Source organism: Demequina sp. TMPB413 (assembly GCF_020447105.2).
GTDB lineage: Bacteria > Actinomycetota > Actinomycetes > Actinomycetales > Demequinaceae > Demequina.
This window is the reverse complement of record NZ_CP096184.1, coordinates 2,577,235-2,592,983: the sequence shown is the minus strand read 5'-3', so window position 1 is coordinate 2,592,983 and position 15,749 is coordinate 2,577,235. Positions and strand designations below refer to the sequence as shown.

Sequence of the window (15,749 nt, the reverse complement as noted above, 5' to 3'; positions counted from 1 at the left end):
CGGGACAGCCGTCGGGAAAGACCATCCTCTAGCGAGACTCCACGGGCGACTGCGGGAGCACGATGTCCACTCGCGTGCCCTCGCCCTCGGCCGTCGTGATCCCGAGGCGACCATGATGCGCCTCCACGATCGCCGCAGTGATCGCGAGCCCAAGCCCCGCGCCGCCCGTCGCGCGCGACCGGGAGGTCTCTCCACGCACAAACCGCTCGGTCGCGCGGGCCGCAACTTCCGGAGTCATGCCTGGGCCGTCGTCGGCAACCTCGATACGCACCTCGCGTTCATCGCCCAACCCCACGAGACCAACCGCCACGGCAACGTGAGAAGCCCCATGCTGGGCGGCATTCGCGACGACGTTGATGATGGCTTGGCGAAGCCTGTCGCCGTCCACGTCGGCGGTCACCAACCCTGGCACCGCCGAAGCGGCGCGACCGGAGCGCTCAGCAGCACCGGCGTCTTCAACGACCTCGGCGCCCTCAGCAGCTCCGGAGCGGCCAGCGACCCCGGCCCCCTCAGCAGCCCCCGAGCCCTCGGCAGCTCCGCCACCCAAGACCTCGTGCGTGAAGGCCACCTCAGGATGAGCGTGTGCCGCATCCGCGAGCACCTCCGCCACCATGAGCGACACGTCGGTTGGCGCCAAGTGCATCTCGGGTTCGGCGTCATACCGGGCGAGCTCCAACATGTCCTCAACCAGGCGCTTCATCCGCGTCGCCTCTGCCTCCGTGCGCCCCCACGCGTCGGCCTGCTCGGCCTTGCGCGACAAGGCACCCTTGCGATGCAACTGTGCGTACCCCAGCACGGTGGTGAGCGGCGTGCGCAACTCGTGCGAGGCGTCGGCGACGAACTCGCGAAGTCGGGCCTCCGAGCGTTCCCGCTCCGACAATGCATCCGTGAGACGCCCGATCATCGCGTTGAGCGAGGCCGCGAGAGCGGCCGACTCCGTGCCGCTCGAAGCGCCTTCCAACCGCACGCCAAGATCGCCGTTCGCGATCCGCGTGGACGCGTCGACCATGCGGCGCATCGGGCTGATTCCGAGGCTGATCACCCACCAGGCGACCAGGCCGAGCCCGATCAACAGCACGCCGATCCCCGCCGCCTCGATCACGATCAGGCGACCGACCGTCGACTCGACGCCTGCGAGCGACAGGGCCGTAATCTCCCAGCCGCCGGGCACCGGCTTGGCGAGCACCCGGTACTCGTAGTCGCCCGGCGCGCGCGCCGTCACATAGGTGAACTCATCCCGGCTCAACTCAGCCGGGTCGATGTCGGGAGCTCCAAAGTCGTCCTCGTCTTCGCCATAGACATTGGGCTCAAACTTCACCACGAACGTACCGCCGAGCGTAAGGGCGCCCCTCACCGCGTCGGACGGACGCTCGTCCCACCACTCCTGCCCGTCGGGCTCCTCGTGCTCAAGGTCCTGGCGCACGGAGTCCTCGCCGAGCTCGGGCACGGGGTAGTCCCCATCGGGCGCCACCATGCGCGCTGGCCCCGAGAACGCCAAGAGGCGCTCGTCCATCTGGCTAATCATGTAACGCTCGGTCGTGAGCGTGACCGCCACCGCCGCCGCCACGGCCACCACAGCTATCACGGTCAGACCCACCAGCACCCGGGCACGCAGTGACAGGGCGCGAGTCGCACCCCTGCCGCCGGACTGAGTGGCACGCACGGGAGGAGCGCCGGCCGCTCGTGCGCCGGCCCCTCGGGCGTCGGCCTCTGCCCGAGTCACTGGGCCACCTTCATCGTGTAACCCACGCCGCGCACCGTGTGGATGAGCTTTGGCTCGGAGCAGTCAACCTTCTTGCGCACGTACCCGATGTACGTTTCCACGACGGAGGGATCGTCTTCCGGCGAGTATCCCCACACGTTCGTGAGCAACTGGCCGCGTGACATCACCCGTCCCGTATTCGCCATGAGGAACGCCAACAGTTTGTATTCGGTAGGCGACAAGTGGATCTCACGGCCGTTTCGGGTCACCTCGTGCGCCACGTCATCCAGGGTGAGGTCGGCAAGAGTCATGACGGACGACGCCGTGGCCGAGGCGTCGACACGTCGCATCACGGATTCCACGCGCGCTACCAACTCCTCCAGGGCAAAGGGCTTGGCCAGGTAGTCGTCGGCGCCCAAGCCCAAGCCGGCCACCGCGTCGGCCGTAGTGTCCTTGGCGGTCAGGAAGATCACCGGTGTGCGATCGCCCGACTCACGTAGCCGCTTCAGCATCCCAAAGCCGTCGAGTTCCGGCATCATCACGTCAAGCACGATCAGGTCGGGTCGCAACTCCTTGGCCGCGCGTAGGCCGGTGCGGCCCTCGGGGGCCTGGGCCACCTGATAGCCCTCGAACTTGAGTGCGGCCACGAGCATGGTCCGCAGGTTGTCCTCATCGTCAATCACGAGGATGCGTCGCTTGTTCATGCCGCTCAGTCAAGCACTCGATTCTCCGGATTTGCTCAGAGGGGGCTGCGGGAATGCCAAGGACGGGCGAGGCGGCGACCGGACGCCAGCGACGGGGACGGGCGAGGCGGCGACCGGACGCCGACGACGCGGACGGCCCGGGCGGCGACCGGACGCCAGCGACGCGGACGGCCCGGGCGGCGAAGGGTTGCGCTACGAACACCGCGAAGCCGACCTTGCCGGAACTGTGCTGAGCATCTGCGCTGATTCTGAGGTTCCTCCGGTGGGATCAATCCCAACAGGCGCCGCTGGGGCGCCATCACTCACCGGAGGAACCGATGCCCGTCTTCGTCTTCATCGCAGCCGACCTGATCGCCATGATCGTCATGGTCTTCGGGCTGTACTTTCCTCGCCACCGGCGCCGCGACATGATCGCGCCGTTCCTGGCGATCAACGTGGGCGTGCTCGGCGTGACCTACGCGATGGCCACCACCGACCTGTCGCTCGGCTTCGGGCTCGGCATCTTCGCTGTCCTGTCGATCATCCGGCTCCGGTCAGCGGAAATGGATCACGCAGAGATCGCCTACTACTTCACCGCGATCGCGCTGGGCCTGCTTGGCGGGTTCCCGTCGATCTCGGTGGCCGTCAGCTTCACCCTGATGGTGGTGCTGCTCGCCGTGCTGGCGGCAGGGGACCACCCTGGTTTGTTCCGGCGTAGTCGTCAGCACGTGCTGGTGCTGGACCGCGCAGTGGCCCACGAGGACGCGGCTCGCGATCTCGCCCAAGCCGTCTTGGGGGCGCCGGTGAAGCGGATCACGATTCGCAAGGTCGACTTCGTGACAGATACGACCGTGTGTGACGTGCGCTACGACGCCGTCGAGTCCGATCCGAACGCGCAGTCGCCCGGCGAGGCCATCCCGGCAAACGGCGGGCGTGGGAGCGTTGCGGGACTCGCCGGTGCAGGCTTCGCCGCCCAAGCCGACGCTGCCCAAGCCGACGCCGCCTACCCCATCCCCGCCCACGCGGCCGAGGTGTCACGATGACCTGGCGCCGTATCGTGGCCGCCCTGCCCACCATCACCCTCGCCGAACTCGACGTGCAGGCCTCCCTCCAAACAAGGGTCGACCGCAAGTACGTGGTCGATGGCGACACCTGGGCCTCGGTGCTCACCGACCATGCCAGGGAGTTGCGGGCCCTCGAGATCGACGGCCTTCGAGTGGCGCGCTACCGCTCCCTCTACTACGACACGCCTGCGCTCGACAGTTACCACGCGGCCGCCCATCGCCGGCCTCGCCGCTTCAAGGTCAGGGTCCGCGAGTACTCCGACACGGGCGCGGCCGCCGTCGAGGTGAAGCTGCGGTCGGCGCGCGGGCACACGGTCAAGCACCGCATGTGGCTCGACGGCAGCGCCACCGACGCCGACGTCGTCGCGTTCGCCGGAACCTTCCCACTGGTCGCGCCCCACGCCGCCCAGCTCACGGCCGCTCTCGAAACGACGTACGCCCGCGTCACTTTGCTTCACGCTCAAGGGCGCATCACTGTCGATCAGGACGTCCAGGCGGCCGACGATGCCGGCACCCGGCTCGACTACGGCACCGCTCTCATCGTCGAAACCAAGTCAGCAGGCGCAGCCGGACCGATCGACCGCGCCCTGTGGGCCAGGGGAATCCGACCCGCGCGGCTCAGCAAGTACGCGACGTCGCTGGCCGCGCTCCATCCCGAACTTCCCGCCAATCGTTGGCACCGAACTCTGCGCCGCCACCTCGCGACCGCCTGAAAGGACTTCTCATGACCCACCCCACTCGCTGGTTTGCAGCCCTGGGCCTCGCCGCCGCCTTGGCCTTGAGCGGCTGCGCCGCATCCATCGACGACGCCGTGGCAAGCACGTCGGCCGAGACGACGTCCGCCTCCGACGCCAACGAGGCGACCGAGGGCACCACCACGTCGTATGTCGCCATCTCCGACCTCACAGAGCTGGCCTACGAAGACCTAGGAATCGCCGACTTCGACGTCGAGACGAGCGGTTCCGTCACCGTCACCCTGGCGGACGGTGGCACGTCTGGCGCTGCAGGAGTGAGCGTCGACGGAGACACCGTGACCGTGACAGAGGGCGGTGTGTATCGCCTCACAGGAACCCTGAGCGCTGGCCGCATTGTGGTCGACGCCCAAGAGGACGACGTGACGCTCATTCTCGACGGGGTCGACGTGACGTCGCCCGACGTGGGAGCCCTGCTCGTCACGAACGCCGACGACGTCCAGATCTACCTCGCCTCCGGCTCGACCAACACGCTGGCGGACGCCGAGGGCGCTGCCGTGGACGAAGCGGCGGTGGACGCTCCGAATGCCACCTTGTATTCGACCGCCGACCTCTGGATCGGTGGCCCTGGCGAGCTGATTGTCAACGCCGTCGCGGAGGACGGGATCACCTCGAAGGACTCGCTTGTGCTCGACGGCGGCGATGTCACAGTCACGGCCGCCGACGACGGCATCCGAGGCAAGGATCACCTGGTGGTCCTGTCCGGAACGGTCACTGTCAACGCTGGCGGCGACGGCCTCAAGTCCGACGACGAGGACGGCGGCGTGGACGCATCGGCGACCGTCGGCGTGGTGTGGATGTCGGGGGGGAGCATCGACGTCACCGCCGGCGCCGACGGGATCGAGGGCTACAGGCAGGTGAGTATCGCCGATGCGGAAGTCACCGTCGCGGCAGGCGACGACGGCGTTCACACGGAAGGCTTCATGGGCGTGGCTTCTGGCACGGTGACGGTCAGCGAGTCCTATGAGGGGCTGGAGGCGGCCGTCATGGTCCTCGCAGGAGGGACGATCTCAGTGGTCGCCTCCGACGACGGCATCAACGTCTCGGGCGGACCCGGGGTGGAGTCGGGCGGCGGCCCGATGGGCGGCATGGGCGCAGGCGGCAATGCGAATGGATTCGTCCCTGGCGAAATGCCTACCCGACCCGACAGGCCCGCTGACGTGGTGCCCGGCTCCACGGATAGTGGTGATCCAGCGCTCGACGGGACAGGTGGCGCAGAAACTGGGGGCAGGGTTCCCGGCGGTGGTGGCGCGCAGGGGACCGGCTTCCCAGGCGCGGGTTCGACCGATGGCCGCTCCCTGCTAATCAGCGGCGGAACGTTGCTCATCTCGGCGGGAGCGGACGGTCTTGACGCGAACGCAGACGTCACGATGACCGGCGGAATCGTCGTCACGACCAGTGCGGCGGCGGGCGGCGGTGACTCGTCAGTGGATGTCGATGGCACGTTCGCAATTGAAGGCGGCAGCCTGGTGGCGACCGGTCTTACCGATCAGACCGCCGCCCCCACCACGGCGGGTCAGGGCCTCTTGACCATCGGCCTCGGTGACCAGGTTTCGGAGCAGACTCGAGTGACGGTCATCGACGCGAAGGGCAACGCCGTCGTCTCGTACGTGGCAGAGAAGTCCATGTCTTCGCTCGTCGTGTCGGCAGCAGGCATCACCTCCGGCGAAACCTATACGGTGACGACGGGCGGCACAGTTTCGGGCGGCACCAGCGTGGGCACGGCGACGTTCGGTGGTACGAGTTCCGGCGCCGCGGAGTTAGGAACCCTCGCCGCCTCCTGATGAGTGAAAGACGACGCGCGGGTGCCGTACCAAGCGGCCCCGTGCGTCGGCCTTTATGCCGCCTCGTCGATCTCGTTCAGGAACGCTCGCACTGCGGTCCGCAAGCGATCGGCGGCCAAAGGCTCGTACTCGACGTAGTTGGGGAATGCGAACAGGTGGGCGCTACCCGGGTACTCGTAGACGTCAAGGGCGTCCGCAGGCGCGCGCTCCGCCAGGGCCGCCACCTCGGACCGCTCGATCCACGGGTCTTCTGCCGAGTAGTGCAACTGCGCGCGCAGACCCTCCGGCCACGACGGGTTGCCGAACCACACCGGCGAAGACGCCGAGCCCACCATGATGAGTCCCGAGATCCCCTTCTCCGTCAGTGCCGCCATCTCGCTCAGTGCTGCGCCAAGGCAGAAGCCCATCAGCACCACGGGGTGCTCCAGCTCACTCGCCATCGCTTGGAGTGCTTCACCAGACTTGGTGATGTCAAGCGATTCGGCACGGCGCACTCCGGCCTCGAGGGTGTCGTACGTATCGCCCCCGTAGAGGTCAGGGGTGATCACCTCGTGACCCTCGACCCGAAGCCACTCGGCCCACAACTCGACGTTGACTTCGAGTCCGAGCGCCGAATGCGTGAGCAAGACGTTCACCATGTGTCTGGACCTCCTGTGGGAGTGCATGTCTTCAACACACCCTCTTAGCAGTGTCGCACGCATCGTTCCTGCGTGCCCCTGCAAAGGCTTGCTGTGGGCGCTTGTTCGCGCAGGGTGGATACTGAGTTGACTCGCTCTCTTTGCAGGAGGACCCATGCCGCGCCCCGCCACCGACAAGCGCGAACGCCTTGCCGACGCCGCTCTCGACCTTGCGTACCGGCGAGGCTTTGAGCGCGCCTCGATCGCAGACATCGCGGAACACGCTGGCGTCGCCTCCGGTTCCGTCTACTACTACTTCAAAACCAAGGACGACGTGGGTCAGGCCGTTGTCGACCGGCTCTCCGAGCGCTACCTCGGGGCCATGCAGAACTGGCGCGATCTGGCAACGCCAGAGGACAGGCTGGCGGCCTTTCTGGGCTCGTACCTGGACGACGCCGACGCCGTGAGGGCCTTCGGTTGCCCCCTTGGGTCCGTCTGCGCCGAGCTAGGCAAGCACTCGCCCTCCTTGGGCGCAGAGGCGGGGAAGGTATTTGCCGCGCTCATCGATTGGGCGGCTGGCGAGTTCAGGGAGCTGGGCTTCGCCGACGCTGCGGCACGGGCGCGTGCCATGCACCTCGTGGCCGTCATCCAAGGCGCCGCGGCGTTGAGCAACGCGCTCGACAGCGCGGAGCCGCTCGAGCGCGAGGCGGCACACCTGGAGCGCTGGATCCGCCGCAGCGGCGACTAGCCACTCGCCCGGGCACCCCCAACACCCCCGCTCGCCCGGGCACCCCCAACAATCCCGCTCGCCCGGGCACCCCCAACAACCCCACTCGCCCGGGCACCCCCAACACCCCCGCTCGCCCGGGCACCCCCAACAACCCCACTCGCCCGGGCACCCCAGTACACCCGCCCGCCTGGCCACCCCCAATACCTCCGCAACTTGCTTACATAGTGAGTAAACTATATATACTAGCCATGTCGATCACCCCTCCCACCGACGGAGCCGTCATGTCCTCAAGTACTCCCACCATCGTCGTCACCGGAGCCACAGGCTTTCTCGGCGGACACATCCTCGACGCCCTGCGCGCCCAGCCGGTGCACCTCGTCGCCGCCGTGCGCGACACCTCGCGACTGCCCTCCTGGTTCGAAGGCGACACCCGCGTCGGCGATCTCACGGACCCCGACTACCGCCGCACCGTGGTGCGCGGCGCGGACGTGGTCATTCACGCCGGAACCTGGTCAAGCTTCTGGGGTCACCCTCGAGAGGAACGTGAGCGCTTCGAGGTGCCGCACCTCGACCTCATCGACCAGTCGGTCGCGGCCGGCGCTGGCCGCTTCATCGCCGCCAGCACTGTGGCGCTCGGAACCCCGGCAACCGGCGCCAGCCTTGTCCCTGACGACTCGCCCGCGCATGGTCGCGCTTTCTGGCCTCACCACGTGGCGATGACCCGCGTCGAGTCTCACATGCGGGACGTTGCGCTCCACGGCAACACCAACATGGTTTCCCTGCGGCTCGGCCACTTCATCGGTCAGGGAAACGCGCTTGGCCTGGTCGCCGCTCTGATTCCACGGTTGAAGACCCGCCAGGTGCCGTGGGTCGATCACGGGCGTGCGCACCTGCCCCTCGTATCAGGAGCCGACATGGGCCGCGCCTTCGCCCTGGCAGCGACCGTCGACACCGCTCGGCTCAGCTCTTTCGAATCCATCAACATCGTGGGTGCCGAGCAACCCACTGCGCGAGAGGTCTTCACGCGCATCGCGTCGTCCGCCGGCGTCCCGCTACCTGCCTACTCCGTACCCACGCGTGCCGCCTATGGCTTCGCCACCATGATGGAGGCGCTGCATCCTGTACTGCCTGGCCGGGCGCCGTTCCTCACCCGCTCGCTCGTGTTTGTGGGCGAGAACTGGCACATGGCGGACACGAAGGCCCGCGACCTGTTGGGCTACGCCGGCTCAGACGACTGGCGTGAGGTGGTCGACGCTTCGGTGCTCGACCGCAGGGCCGGAGGCTATGCGTGGCCTGCCCTCGCACAGGCGTAGAACGCTAGAGGCGCGCGATCGCGTCGATGTCTTCGAGAAACTCGTGCACGACCTCGGCAGACACGGTGGCCCTGGTGGTGCCGATCGCCTCCAGATAGTGCTGCGTGGTCGGGCCGCCGGGCCGCGCCTGCTCTGCGTCTCCCTCCACTGCCTCCTCCAACGCCGCTTGCGACGCCCTGCGCGCGGCGAACTCGATGTCGGCTGGCGTGAAACCATCCGACGCCTCAACCAACGCCGGCACGTTCACCGTTCCCACGGACGCCTCCGGCACGAACCGTTCCCAAATGGCCGCCCGCGCCTCCGTATCAGGCAGCCCGATGGGAATCACGTAGTCGAAGCGACCGTGACGCAGGAACGCGCTGTCGAGGGAGCGCACAAAATTGGTCGCGCACACCAGCAGCCGATCAGGGCGGTCCCTGAACGCCGGGATGATCTTCAGAAGTTCGTTGGTGACACCCTGCAAAGGGGACGGCGGATCCCCGCGGCGATGCGAAGCGATCTCTTCGACCTCGTCGATCAGCACCACGGCGTGCTCCAGTTCGGCGATGCGCTGGAAGGTCTCCCGCAGCGCGCCCGCCAAGCCCGCGGGGTCGGCCGCCAGCCGCGAGGGAAACACCTCCACGAACGCCCACTCAAGCCGCGAAGCGATCGCCTTGGCAAACGTGGTCTTGCCCGTGCCCGGCGGCCCAAAGAGGACGACGGCGCGCGGCGGAGCCACGCCGTACTGCTCCGCCATCGCTGGTCGGGCAAGCGGCATCACAAGTCGCTTCTCCAACATCTCCTTCTCGCGGCGCATGCCTCCGACCGCGTCCCACAAACCGCGCGGCAGAATCCTGCCGCCGAGCGCCTCCAACTGGGTGTACTCGGCGCGCTGCACGGGCACGGTGCGCTCGAAGTACCTCAAAGCCTTCTTCTCCACGAACCCCGCATTGCGGAACGCATCGAGCCTCGTCACCTCGACAGGAACGAGCGCCGACAGGGTCGCCGGGTTGTGGCCAGCCAGTCTCGCCTCGAGCTCGCCAAGGAGGGCCGAACCGATGCCACGGTCGCGCCACTCGTCGTCCACGGCGTGGAAGACGACCCAAGCCTGGTTGTGCGCCTCGCGCACCACGGCCGCGCCCACGATCAGGTCACCGGCGACCGCCACCACCGCGATGTCTTCCGCGCACGACGAAAGCACCTCTGCGAGCGCATAGACCGGCTCGATCCCGCTCGCCCGCTGCTGCTCCCATAGGCGCAGCACGCCGTCGAGGTCATCGGCGTGGATGTCTCGGATGCGCCAGCCGGTCATCTGTGGCCTCCTCAGGCTGTGCCGCCAGAGCATACCCCCTTGGGTATGTGTTGGCTAGGCCCCGGATGCGGCTGTGTCGTCGAGCGCCGAAGCACCCTACGCTCGGGACGCCACTGTCCCAGCCCCGCCTGCTACCAGGGCATCGGCCGGTCTTCGTCCCGCTTCGCGTCGTCGGGCAGGTGAGGGAGGGGGCCGCCGTCACCCCTGATGCACAGCCACCGCAAGTTGCCTTCGCTGTGGGGCGCGGCGCGCCACGTGCGTGCGACGCCTTGGCCCACGCGGATGGCCGTTCCGGGCACCACGTCAACCACGGCATCGTCCAGGCCCATCTGGCCGCTGCCGGCCAGAAAGATGTAGAGCTCCTCGTCCGAGGAGTGCGTGTGCCAGTAGCCGGCCTCTTCGCCGGGCTCCAGGCTGTTAGCCGTCACGCCGATGAACTGCATCGGCAACTCGTGATCCAGCACCCTGCGCCCATCGCGCGAACGTTCCGGCACAAAGCCGCCGTAGTGGGCTCGCCAGTCGTCGAGCCCGCCGATCTCGATCTTCTGAAAGTCGCTCATCCAGCCAGTCTGCCACTGTCCGCCCGTGGCGCCTTGGACGGCTGGTGGATGGCCCCAGTACGACAAGCCCCGGGCCGTCACCCCTTTCTTCGCACTCAATTGGAAATATATAGTGGTCTCACTATGTTCCCGTGATGTCAACAACCACCAGGAGGAAACCATGGCAACCCTGTCGCCCCACCGTGAAGGCCGCTGGGCCCTCGTCACCGGAGGCTCGTCCGGCATCGGCCGCGCACACGCGTTCCAGCTTGCCCAGCGCGGCTTCAACATCATCGCGGTGGGCCGCGACCAAGCTCGCCTGGCCGAGACCGTCGCAGAGCTCCAGCGCACCCACTCCGTCGAGGCTCGGACGTTGCGCGCCGACCTTGGCCAACCAGACGCCGCCGAAAGCATCATCGCTGCCATCGAGGGCGAGAGCGTCGGCGTCTTTGTCGCTACCGCCGGCAAGGGTTCCCCTGGCCTCTTCACGGACATTGCCCTCGCCGACTACCTGGAGTGTGTCAACGTCAAGGTCCGCAACAACCTGGTGCTGCTGCACCACTTCGCTGGCATCATGCGTGAACGCCGTGCAGGGGCCATCTTGATCGTCTCTTCGACCGGCGGGCTTCAGGGCGTGCCGGCCCTGAGCAACAACTCGGCGACCGAGGCGTACCTGCTGGCCATCTCCGAGGCACTGCATCACGAGATGGCAGCCTTTGGTGTGCGCGTCACCGGTTTGCTGCCCGGGCCCACCAGGACGCCGGGGATGCTGGCGATGGTGGCGGAAGAGGACGTGCCCCGCGGCACCATGACCGCCGACGACGTGGCGAGGGAAGGCATCGCCGCACTCGAGGCTGGCAAGCGCACGCACATCGCCGGATCTGCCAACAGGGTGCTCTTGCGCACACTGCCCCGCTCGGCCCGCATTGGTCTGTTCCGGCGCATGGTGGCGGGCTCCTTCGCACGCGACAAAGCGGTGCCGGCCGGTTGAGGCGGCTGGCGTGACGGACACTCCGCCGGACGCGCACGGCCAGAAAGACGCGACAATGGCAGCACCGATGGCAGCGGCCATGGCAGCGATCACGCCTCGCCACCGCCCCGATCAGCGAAAGAGGAACGCCGATGTTCACAGGACTGACCACCGAGATCTGCGCCCGCGCATGGGACACGCTCCAACCGTCCATCCGCTATGCCTATGAGCAGGACATCTTCAACGGCTACATCGGCGCCATCGCACTACTGAATCCCGCAGACCCCGACGGCGAGCCGCTCTTCCTTGCCCACCTTGGCGACGATCCCGGCGACTTCTACGAGTACGCGACCGCCAAGGCTCGCCTCGCTCTTCGTACCGGCGTCGACACCACTCGCTTACGCACTGACATGTCCCACCTGTACCGGCCTGGCGACATCAAGTGGCCGGGCGGCATTCTCCGCGACGGGCTCGCCGTGGGCTTCTCAGGCGTGCAGGGCGAGTACGACGAGATGATCGGTGAGTGGTTCGTGGCCGCGGTGCGCGCCATGTGTCGCATCGAGTTCTTCGGACCAGAGGGCGAGCAGACCCAGCCGACGCCGTACTTGGGCCGCGAAGGGTAGACCTCCCGCGCCAGGCCGCCAGGCCGCCAGACCGCCAGACCGCCAGGCCGCCAGGCCGCCAGGCCGCCAGAACCCGCCTGGGGTCTTGACCAACCATTTGTTAGTCACTAACATTTGAGGCATGACGCTCTCCGCCCGTAGCGCGGCCACCAAGGCCCGACTTCAAACCGTCGCCCTCGATCTCTTCGAGCAGCGCGGATTTGACGACGTCACGGTCGAGCAGATCGCCGCGGCCGCCGGCGTCTCGCACATGACGTTCTTTCGGCTGTATGGCTCCAAGGAAGCCGTGCTCCTTGAGGACCCCTTCGACCCACTGATCGCCCAAGCCGTCGCCACCCAAGACCGCTCGCTGCCTGCGGTCGAACGCATCGCCGCCGGGCTTCTCTCGGTGCTCCAGCACCTCGACACAGCAGAAGACGACGCCACCCGCCGCCGCATCCGCATCGCTCTGGGCAACCCCCGCCTCGAGGCAGGAATGGCCGCCAACACCCGCGCCACACAGGACGCCATCAGAGACATTGCGACGACCGACGACGAAAGGCGCGAGTTGCGCATCGCCGCGGCCGGCTGCCTCGGGGCCGTCATGACCGCCCTTCTCGAGTGGGCCGCCGGCGACGGCAACGACACCCTCGCCGACGCCGTGGCGGGAGCCCTGCACATCGTCGTCCCAGGGATCGGGGCGCGATGAGCGCGGCCCTCGCATTGCGCAACGCGACCAAGGCATATGGCGAGCACGACGCTCTCACCGGCTTCTCGCTCACCGTCGAGCCAGGCCAGATTCGGGCCATCGTGGGCCTCAACGGAGCGGGCAAGACCACCGCCATGCGCGCCCTCGTTGGCCAGACTCAACTCGACGCGGGGCAAGCGCTCTTGCTCGGCACTCCGATTGCGGCCGCAAGCGCCTCACACCTCGCGCAACTGGGCTACGTCGTGGACGAGCCCTTCGGCTATCCAGAGCTCACCGTGTTCGCAAACATCGTCATGGCGGCTCGCCTGCACGGCCTCGCCAAGGAGGAGGCGCGGGTCGCTGCTCACGAGTGGATCGACCAGCTCGACCTGCGGCAATGGGCGGATCGGAAGGCCCGCGGCCTGTCGCTGGGCAACCGTCAACGACTTGGGTTGGCGTGCGCCGTGGCCCACCGTCCCGGCGTGCTCATCCTCGACGAGCCAACCAACGCGCTCGACCCCGCAGGGGTTCTCCTGCTCCGCGACTGCCTGCTCGACGCGGCCGCGCGTGGGGCGGGGGTGCTGGTGTCCAGCCACCACCTCGACGAGGTCTCCCGGATCGCCCACGCCATCACCGTGGTGCACGCCGGCCGCGTGATCGGGGAGTTGGAGCCTGGCCAGGTCGACCTGGAGCGCCGGTTCTTCGAAGCGGTGCGGGCATGGGATGAGCAGGCTCGCGCGCAACGGACGGCACAGGCGGATGACGCGGGCGCCGGCAGCGAGCCCGCAGGCAGGGACGACGCAGGGTCCGGGGCCGGCTCCGCCGGCGCGGACGGAACGGGGGCCGCGGCATGAGCACGGCGAACGGCATGAGAACCACCCTCGGCGTCAGCACGGCGCCCGACATGGGCACGGCCCTCGCCCTCCAGTGGGCCACCTTCTCCCGCTCGGCCACCGCCCGCGTCGCCACCGCCCTCGCGGTCCTGGCCGCCCCCGTGTTCGGCATCGGCATGGTGGCGCTCGCCCGCTCGGGGGCGATCACGGGTACCTCAGCCGCCAAGTTCGAACCCTTTGTCGAGGGGGCCTTCGGGGACGCCGTCGGCGCGCTCGTCGGCCAGATTCTGACGGTGGTGATGGTGCTCGCGGCAGGCTTCGCCGTCGCGTGGCTCTTTGGCCGAGAGTTCGCCGACCGCACCTACGGCTCGCTCTTTGCCCTGCCAGTCTCGCGCGCTCAGCTTGGGTGGGCGAAGGTCATGGTCGCCGCCGCGTGGGCGGTCGCGTGCGTGACGTTTGCAGTGGCCCTGACGACCCTCGGGCTCGCGATTGCGGCCACGGCTGGCCTGGAGGGGGCAGCCGTGACGGGGGAGTTGCTAGTAGTGCTCGCGCGAGACGGCGTTGCCGGCGTGCTGATGGGCCTGCTCGGCCTGCCTTTCGGCTGGGTGGCGGTGCGTTCTCGCGGGTACATCGGCGCGCTCGGCGGGATCATCGCCGTGGTGGCCGCGAGTCAGATCCTCGCAAGCCTGGGCCTCGGCCGATGGGTTCCCTACGTGGCTCCCGCGCTGTGGGCTGGTGCCGGTGGAGACGAAGCCGCCACGAGCGTCGGCGTCCCGCAATTGCTGTGGGCTCTCGCGTTCGCGGGGCTTGGGGCGTGGGCGGCCGTGCGGGCGTTCGCCGGCAAGGGTCGTTTCTAACCAACGCCGACGCTGACACCGCGGCCGACGCCGACGCTGGGCCGGGCCGACGCCGACGCCGGGGCCCGCCAAAGAAGCAAGAAAGCCTTTCGACGAGCGCGCCAGCGCGAGCCTGCTTAACCTCAAGTCATGCCGCGCCTACGCACCTCTCGACCCTCGGAACCGGGCATCCGGCGCCTGCGCAGAGGCAGGGGCTTCCGCTACGTGCACGCCTCGGGCGAGCCCGTCTCCGGAGAAGACCGCGAGCGCATCGAGCAACTGGTGATTCCGCCAGCGTGGCAAGACGTGTGGATTTGCCCCAGCCCCACTGGTCACCTGCAGGCCGTCGGCACCGATGCCGCTGGGCGGCGCCAATACCTGTACCACCCGCGGTGGCGCGAACGCCAAGAGCGGACCAAGCGACAGCACATTCTCGACATAGCGAAGGCGTTGCCAGCCGCCCGCGAGCATGTCCAGCAGGATCTCGAGCGAGGTGACTTCTCGCGGGCCCACGCGCTTGCCGTCGCGTTCCGGCTGCTTGACCTCGGTCTGTTCAGGGTCGGCGGCGAGGCATACGCGGCGGCGAACGGCAGTTACGGTCTCGCGACCCTGCTCAAGGACCACGTGACCGTCAGCGCTGACGGCCTCGTCTTCGACTACGTCGCCAAGTCGGGCATCCGGCGCCACGTGGTGCTCAACGACCCGCAGTGCGAGGCGGCGCTCGCCACGATGAAGCGTCGGCGTTCTGGTGGCAACGAGCTTCTCGCGTGGCGCGACGAGGCGCCCCCAGCGACTTGGCATGACATCACGAGCGCAGACATCAATGCCTACCTTCACGACGTGCTGGGCCAGGAGGCGAGCGCCAAGGACTTTCGCACGTGGCATGGCACAGTCTTGGCCGCGCGCGCCCTTGGCGACGCCCCGCCGGCCGACCACGTGTCCCCCAGTGCTCGCAAGCGCATCGTCGCCGCTGCCATGCGGGAGGTAGCCGAGGCGCTCGGCAACACCCCTGCCGTCGCGCGAGCGTCATACGTCGACCCGCGGGTGATCGACTTGTGGCACGACGGGGTGTCGCTCGCGCCGGTGGTGGACGCCCTTGGCGAGGCGTCGGCTCCTGGCGCCCCTCCCGGCGCCCGCCCAGCCCAAGCGCAAGAGGCTCTCGAGCAAGCGGTCCTCGCCCTGCTCACGCAAGAACCCGAGGCCGCGGCTCGCCGGGTGCGGCGCTTGGCGGGCACGACCTCTAGCCGCGGTAAGCGCGGCAGGGCCGCCGCCTGAGTGGCGAGAGAGTGCGTGAGTGCCCCGCAGGAGGGGAGGGAGGCACGGTTAGGGTGCGTGAGTGCCCCGC

The 15,749-nt window shown here is 68.3% G+C and carries 16 protein-coding genes; 11 read left to right on the top strand and 5 right to left on the bottom strand.

Annotated elements, in window-relative coordinates; genetic code table 11:
* Window positions 1-28 precede the first annotated feature (28 nt).
* A complete protein-coding gene (locus tag LGT36_RS12555) occupies window positions 29-1,723 on the bottom strand; it encodes a cell wall metabolism sensor histidine kinase WalK (protein WP_226095487.1) in 1,695 nt (564 codons plus the stop codon).
* On the bottom strand, window positions 1,720-2,406 hold the full coding sequence (locus LGT36_RS12550; protein WP_226095486.1) for a response regulator transcription factor: 687 nt from the start codon (window positions 2,404-2,406) through the stop codon (window positions 1,720-1,722). The genes LGT36_RS12555 and LGT36_RS12550 overlap by 4 nt, the downstream gene beginning before the upstream one ends.
* A gap of 317 nt (window positions 2,407-2,723) precedes the next feature.
* Here LGT36_RS12550 and LGT36_RS12545 point away from each other — a divergent pair, with 317 nt between their 5' ends.
* From LGT36_RS12545 to LGT36_RS12535, 3 genes are read left to right on the top strand one after another with little or no spacing between them, the layout of a single operon-like run.
* On the top strand, window positions 2,724-3,428 hold the full coding sequence (locus LGT36_RS12545; RefSeq protein WP_226095485.1) for a DUF4956 domain-containing protein: 705 nt from the start codon (window positions 2,724-2,726) through the stop codon (window positions 3,426-3,428).
* Entirely contained in the window at window positions 3,425-4,162 is a 738-nt protein-coding gene (locus tag LGT36_RS12540; protein ID WP_226095484.1) for a polyphosphate polymerase domain-containing protein, read from the top strand. Before LGT36_RS12545 ends, LGT36_RS12540 begins: the two co-directional genes overlap by 4 nt.
* An 11-nt stretch (window positions 4,163-4,173) precedes the next feature.
* Window positions 4,174-5,985 carry a carbohydrate-binding domain-containing protein gene (locus LGT36_RS12535; protein WP_226095483.1) on the top strand — a complete coding sequence of 604 codons (1,812 nt, stop codon included), beginning with the start codon at window positions 4,174-4,176 and terminating at the stop codon, window positions 5,983-5,985.
* A 53-nt stretch (window positions 5,986-6,038) separates the two neighbouring features.
* On the opposite strand, the gene LGT36_RS12530 is transcribed toward LGT36_RS12535, so the two are convergent.
* Window positions 6,039-6,623, bottom strand: coding sequence for a dienelactone hydrolase family protein (locus LGT36_RS12530; protein ID WP_226095482.1), 585 nt, complete (start codon window positions 6,621-6,623; stop codon window positions 6,039-6,041).
* Window positions 6,624-6,777: 154 nt separating this feature from the next.
* On the opposite strand from LGT36_RS12530, the gene LGT36_RS12525 reads away from it, so the two are divergent.
* Both LGT36_RS12525 and LGT36_RS12520 read left to right on the top strand, forming a co-directional pair.
* A complete protein-coding gene (locus LGT36_RS12525; protein WP_226095481.1) occupies window positions 6,778-7,350 on the top strand; it encodes a TetR/AcrR family transcriptional regulator in 573 nt (190 codons plus the stop codon).
* Window positions 7,351-7,580: 230 nt separating this feature from the next.
* Complete coding sequence (locus LGT36_RS12520; RefSeq protein ID WP_226095536.1) at window positions 7,581-8,645, top strand: NAD(P)-dependent oxidoreductase; 1,065 nt, start codon at window positions 7,581-7,583, stop codon at window positions 8,643-8,645.
* Window positions 8,646-8,649: 4 nt separating this feature from the next.
* Here the strand turns inward: LGT36_RS12520 and LGT36_RS12515 are convergent, their stop codons facing one another.
* Together LGT36_RS12515 and LGT36_RS12510 are read right to left on the bottom strand one after the other, a co-directional pair.
* Window positions 8,650-9,936, bottom strand: a complete 1,287-nt coding sequence (locus tag LGT36_RS12515) for an ATP-binding protein (RefSeq protein ID WP_226095537.1) — start codon at window positions 9,934-9,936, stop codon at window positions 8,650-8,652.
* 131 nt (window positions 9,937-10,067) lie between these two features.
* Window positions 10,068-10,496 (bottom strand): cupin domain-containing protein, encoded by a 429-nt coding sequence (locus tag LGT36_RS12510; protein WP_226095538.1) that lies wholly within the window; start codon window positions 10,494-10,496, stop codon window positions 10,068-10,070.
* A gap of 160 nt (window positions 10,497-10,656) precedes the next feature.
* Between LGT36_RS12510 and LGT36_RS12505 the strand changes: the two genes are divergently transcribed.
* The 6 genes from LGT36_RS12505 (at window position 10,657) to LGT36_RS12480 (ending at window position 15,679) form a co-directional block, all read left to right on the top strand.
* Window positions 10,657-11,466: an SDR family oxidoreductase gene (locus tag LGT36_RS12505; protein ID WP_226095539.1), complete on the top strand. Its 810-nt coding sequence runs from the start codon at window positions 10,657-10,659 to the stop codon at window positions 11,464-11,466.
* A 131-nt stretch (window positions 11,467-11,597) separates the two neighbouring features.
* Window positions 11,598-12,068 carry a hypothetical protein gene (locus LGT36_RS12500; RefSeq protein ID WP_226095540.1) on the top strand — a complete coding sequence of 157 codons (471 nt, stop codon included), beginning with the start codon at window positions 11,598-11,600 and terminating at the stop codon, window positions 12,066-12,068.
* Between the two features lie 121 nt (window positions 12,069-12,189).
* The gene (locus LGT36_RS12495; RefSeq protein WP_226095541.1) at window positions 12,190-12,756 is read left to right on the top strand and encodes a TetR family transcriptional regulator; all 567 of its coding nucleotides are present in this window, start codon (window positions 12,190-12,192) and stop codon (window positions 12,754-12,756) included.
* Window positions 12,753-13,589 (top strand): ABC transporter ATP-binding protein, encoded by an 837-nt coding sequence (locus LGT36_RS12490; RefSeq protein WP_226095542.1) that lies wholly within the window; start codon window positions 12,753-12,755, stop codon window positions 13,587-13,589. Before LGT36_RS12495 ends, LGT36_RS12490 begins: the two co-directional genes overlap by 4 nt.
* A 14-nt stretch (window positions 13,590-13,603) precedes the next feature.
* On the top strand, window positions 13,604-14,425 hold the full coding sequence (locus LGT36_RS12485; protein ID WP_226095543.1) for an ABC transporter permease: 822 nt from the start codon (window positions 13,604-13,606) through the stop codon (window positions 14,423-14,425).
* Window positions 14,426-14,554: 129 nt separating this feature from the next.
* Entirely contained in the window at window positions 14,555-15,679 is a 1,125-nt protein-coding gene (locus LGT36_RS12480; RefSeq protein ID WP_226095544.1) for a DNA topoisomerase IB, read from the top strand.
* The last annotated feature ends 70 nt before the right edge of the window (window positions 15,680-15,749 follow it).

Excerpts from the sequence above, each read along its gene's own strand:
- LGT36_RS12520 (WP_226095536.1), top strand. The coding sequence starts at position 7,581 with ATGTCGATCACCCCTCCCACCGACGGAGCCGTCATGTCCTCAAGTACT.
- LGT36_RS12540 (WP_226095484.1), top strand. The coding sequence starts at position 3,425 with ATGACCTGGCGCCGTATCGTGGCCGCCCTGCCCACCATCACCCTCGCC.
- LGT36_RS12530 (WP_226095482.1), bottom strand. The coding sequence starts at position 6,623 with ATGGTGAACGTCTTGCTCACGCATTCGGCGCTCGGACTCGAAGTCAAC.
- LGT36_RS12495 (WP_226095541.1), top strand. The coding sequence starts at position 12,190 with ATGACGCTCTCCGCCCGTAGCGCGGCCACCAAGGCCCGACTTCAAACC.
- LGT36_RS12500 (WP_226095540.1), top strand. The coding sequence starts at position 11,598 with ATGTTCACAGGACTGACCACCGAGATCTGCGCCCGCGCATGGGACACG.
- LGT36_RS12515 (WP_226095537.1), bottom strand. The coding sequence starts at position 9,936 with ATGACCGGCTGGCGCATCCGAGACATCCACGCCGATGACCTCGACGGC.
- LGT36_RS12510 (WP_226095538.1), bottom strand. The coding sequence starts at position 10,496 with ATGAGCGACTTTCAGAAGATCGAGATCGGCGGGCTCGACGACTGGCGA.
- LGT36_RS12480 (WP_226095544.1), top strand. The coding sequence starts at position 14,555 with ATGCCGCGCCTACGCACCTCTCGACCCTCGGAACCGGGCATCCGGCGC.
- LGT36_RS12505 (WP_226095539.1), top strand. The coding sequence starts at position 10,657 with ATGGCAACCCTGTCGCCCCACCGTGAAGGCCGCTGGGCCCTCGTCACC.
- LGT36_RS12550 (WP_226095486.1), bottom strand. The coding sequence starts at position 2,406 with ATGAACAAGCGACGCATCCTCGTGATTGACGATGAGGACAACCTGCGG.
- LGT36_RS12545 (WP_226095485.1), top strand. The coding sequence starts at position 2,724 with ATGCCCGTCTTCGTCTTCATCGCAGCCGACCTGATCGCCATGATCGTC.
- LGT36_RS12485 (WP_226095543.1), top strand. The coding sequence starts at position 13,604 with ATGAGAACCACCCTCGGCGTCAGCACGGCGCCCGACATGGGCACGGCC.
- LGT36_RS12535 (WP_226095483.1), top strand. The coding sequence starts at position 4,174 with ATGACCCACCCCACTCGCTGGTTTGCAGCCCTGGGCCTCGCCGCCGCC.
- LGT36_RS12525 (WP_226095481.1), top strand. The coding sequence starts at position 6,778 with ATGCCGCGCCCCGCCACCGACAAGCGCGAACGCCTTGCCGACGCCGCT.
- LGT36_RS12490 (WP_226095542.1), top strand. The coding sequence starts at position 12,753 with ATGAGCGCGGCCCTCGCATTGCGCAACGCGACCAAGGCATATGGCGAG.